This window comes from Holospora undulata HU1, from assembly GCF_000388175.3.
GTDB classification, from domain to species: Bacteria; Pseudomonadota; Alphaproteobacteria; order Holosporales; family Holosporaceae; genus Holospora; species Holospora undulata_A.
In genome coordinates, this window is record NZ_ARPM03000089.1 from 1 (window position 1) to 2,501 (window position 2,501).

The following is a 2,501-nucleotide window of genomic DNA, read 5'->3' on the forward strand; positions in this document are numbered from 1 at the left end:
AGGGGTTACCCTTGAAAATCCCCCTATGAAAGATTTGGGAAGACTTTCCAAACTTATGACGATTTTTACGCTTCTATAACGGCCCTTACACAAGAAATTGCTTACAAAAAAACAGTCAGAGCGCCCTTGTATTCATCTTTGTATTCATACTTCACAAGGGGGCTCAGGTGGATCAAAGATAAACTCTTATTCTTTGATTTCAGCGATCTTTTAAACTACCTGAAAAAAAGTGAGGGGGAGTATGCATTCTATTTAAGCTGTTTGTTATACACCTAGTATATAATTCTCCTTTTCTTAAAAGGCAATCATTATATGCTTATTTATCAATGGAAATTGGTATAAGAAAAAATTACATTGACGTTGAAAATTATTTTTGGTATATTTCTCCGACTTTTGTTTTTTGAGAAGGAGTATTTATGGTACCGAATTCTGTTGCACTTATCGTTGGAGGATCTTGCGGTATGGGGTTAGCAACTGCTAAAAAGTTGTCTCATCATGTACAGCACATCTGGATTACTGGACGGGATTGTTCGCATATTTCTCAGGCAGAACAAGCCATTATGCTTCATTCTCCTTTTTGTTCTGTGCGTGCTAGTACTTTGGACTTAAGAGATATGTATAGTGTGAGGCAATTTATTGAAGAGGTAGAATCTCAAAATTTGCATATTCGCTATTTATTGAACAGTGCTGGATTTTTTTATCCTATTAATTTTTTAGATCACACTGAAAAGGATTATGATGATCAGATCAATCTTAATAAAGGATTCTTTTTTATTACGCAAGCAGTAGTAAAAAACATGAAACATCATCACCAAGGAAGTATTGTAAACATTGGGTCTATGTGGGCATTACAAGCTATAAAGGCAACTCCTTCTTTGGCTTATTCTATGCAAAAGGCAGCCTTACATGCTATGACAAAAAATTTAGCGATGGAGCTAGCAGAATATCAGATTCGTGTTAACGCCGTAGCACCTGCTGTAGTTCCAAGTCCGGTTTACAACACTTTTTCAGATGAAAACATTGTAAGAGAACAGTTCGCTTCGTTTCATCCGTTAGGACGTACAGGAACACCAGAAGATGTTGCAAGTGCTATTGAATTTCTATTGTCTAATCAGGCAAGTTGGATTACTGGAGTAATTTTAAGTGTGGATGGTGGAGTGATGGCAGGAAGAAATTAGATCTTTGGTACGTTTGATCTAAAGGTGCTTAGTTTTCTTAATGACTGGTGGTCTAGTTAGTTGTGTTTGCCTTCCAGCGTTATATACAAAATTGTGGGAGGTAACTGGCTGTTTTTTTGAAGACTTCTTTACGCAGAAAGATAAAGTGTAATGAAAAATAAGTTTTTTTAGGTCGAGCAAAGTAAGAAAAGTTTTTAGGGCCCGTCTTCAATTAAGCCAAACCACAAGTGAAGCTAAGTGAATAGCGCCCATAAAATTTACGAACGTTTTATTATAGCGCGGGGCAATGGCTCTGTATTGCTTTCAGTTTAGAAAAGAAATTCTCGATCAAATGATGGATTAATAAGAGATTATTTAATTTATAATATGAAGCCTCCAAACTATTCTTTTTCGGAAGGATCACGCCCTTTTTCTTTAAGTTTTTACTCCATCAGCCTTCACGAGGTGATTCATCGCTCCCCAGATCACGGTCCTGATCTTTTATCAAGTGAAAAGCGATGGGATTGCTGGTGGGATTGCCTTAGGAATCACAGATTCCGTAAATCTTTCTGCTCAGACCTGCGGCTGATCGTCCAACAGCTTGGTTTACATCTTTTTTTAGCGCCAGCGCTGTGGTGATGTGCATGCACAATCGTGGAATCGATCATCGCGCACTCGTTTTGGCGTCTTTTGCCAGTGACTCAAAGACCCTTTTTCATATGCCTTTTTGGTTCCACCTCGTAAAGCAGGTACGGATAGCTAGCTTAAAAATCGCCAAACCTCTCTGAAGATCTTTCCACGGAATTCTTGCGCGCTAATGGTATAAAACATCCTCCACAAACAGGCTGATTGTCTTTTACTTTAACGCCCACATCCCCTGGGTTTCCAGGTAAAAGATCTTTGATCCGATTCCACTGGTCTTCCATCAACGTATAGCGTTTCATTGAATACAAATTTCTTTTGAATTTTTATTAAATTCTAAAAAAAATCTCAAAAAACAATAAAAAAATCAACTCAATTTAGGACGGGCCCTAGAAGAATAAATAAAAAAATTTTCTTAGACCAAATGGAATTAATGTTGTTTGTCTTTTTTGATGTTATTTCTTTGAGAGGTTTGCCTTTGCGTTAAGTATGAAGTAGTCATTAAAGTAAAAATTGGAATTTTTTATATTTGTTCTATAATTTTGATTTCCAAGAAATAAAAAAATATATACTTTTATTTTGAGTTTGTAAGGATTGAGCTTGTTCATACTCCCCCACACTTTTTTTCAGGTAGTTTAAAAGATCGCTGAAATCAAAGAGTAAGAGTTTATCTTTGATCTACCTGAGTCCCCTTGTGAAGTA

1 protein-coding gene and 1 pseudogene are annotated in these 2,501 nt (G+C 36.5%); one reads left to right on the forward strand and one right to left on the reverse strand.

Annotated features, from left to right (window positions below; all coding sequences use genetic code 11):
• Positions 1 to 416 precede the first annotated feature (416 nt).
• On the forward strand, positions 417 to 1,178 hold the full coding sequence (locus tag K737_RS01760; RefSeq protein ID WP_006288326.1) for an SDR family NAD(P)-dependent oxidoreductase: 762 nt from the start codon (positions 417 to 419) through the stop codon (positions 1,176 to 1,178).
• Positions 1,179 to 1,385: 207 nt separating this feature from the next.
• On the opposite strand, the pseudogene K737_RS11825 reads toward K737_RS01760, so the two are convergent.
• A pseudogene (locus tag K737_RS11825) lies at positions 1,386 to 2,101 on the reverse strand (transposase).
• Positions 2,102 to 2,501 lie beyond the last annotated feature (400 nt).

What these genes read in the sequence shown, in the direction of transcription:
- K737_RS01760 (WP_006288326.1), top strand. Translation starts at nt 417, where the DNA reads ATGGTACCGAATTCTGTTGCACTTATCGTTGGAGGATCTTGCGGTATG.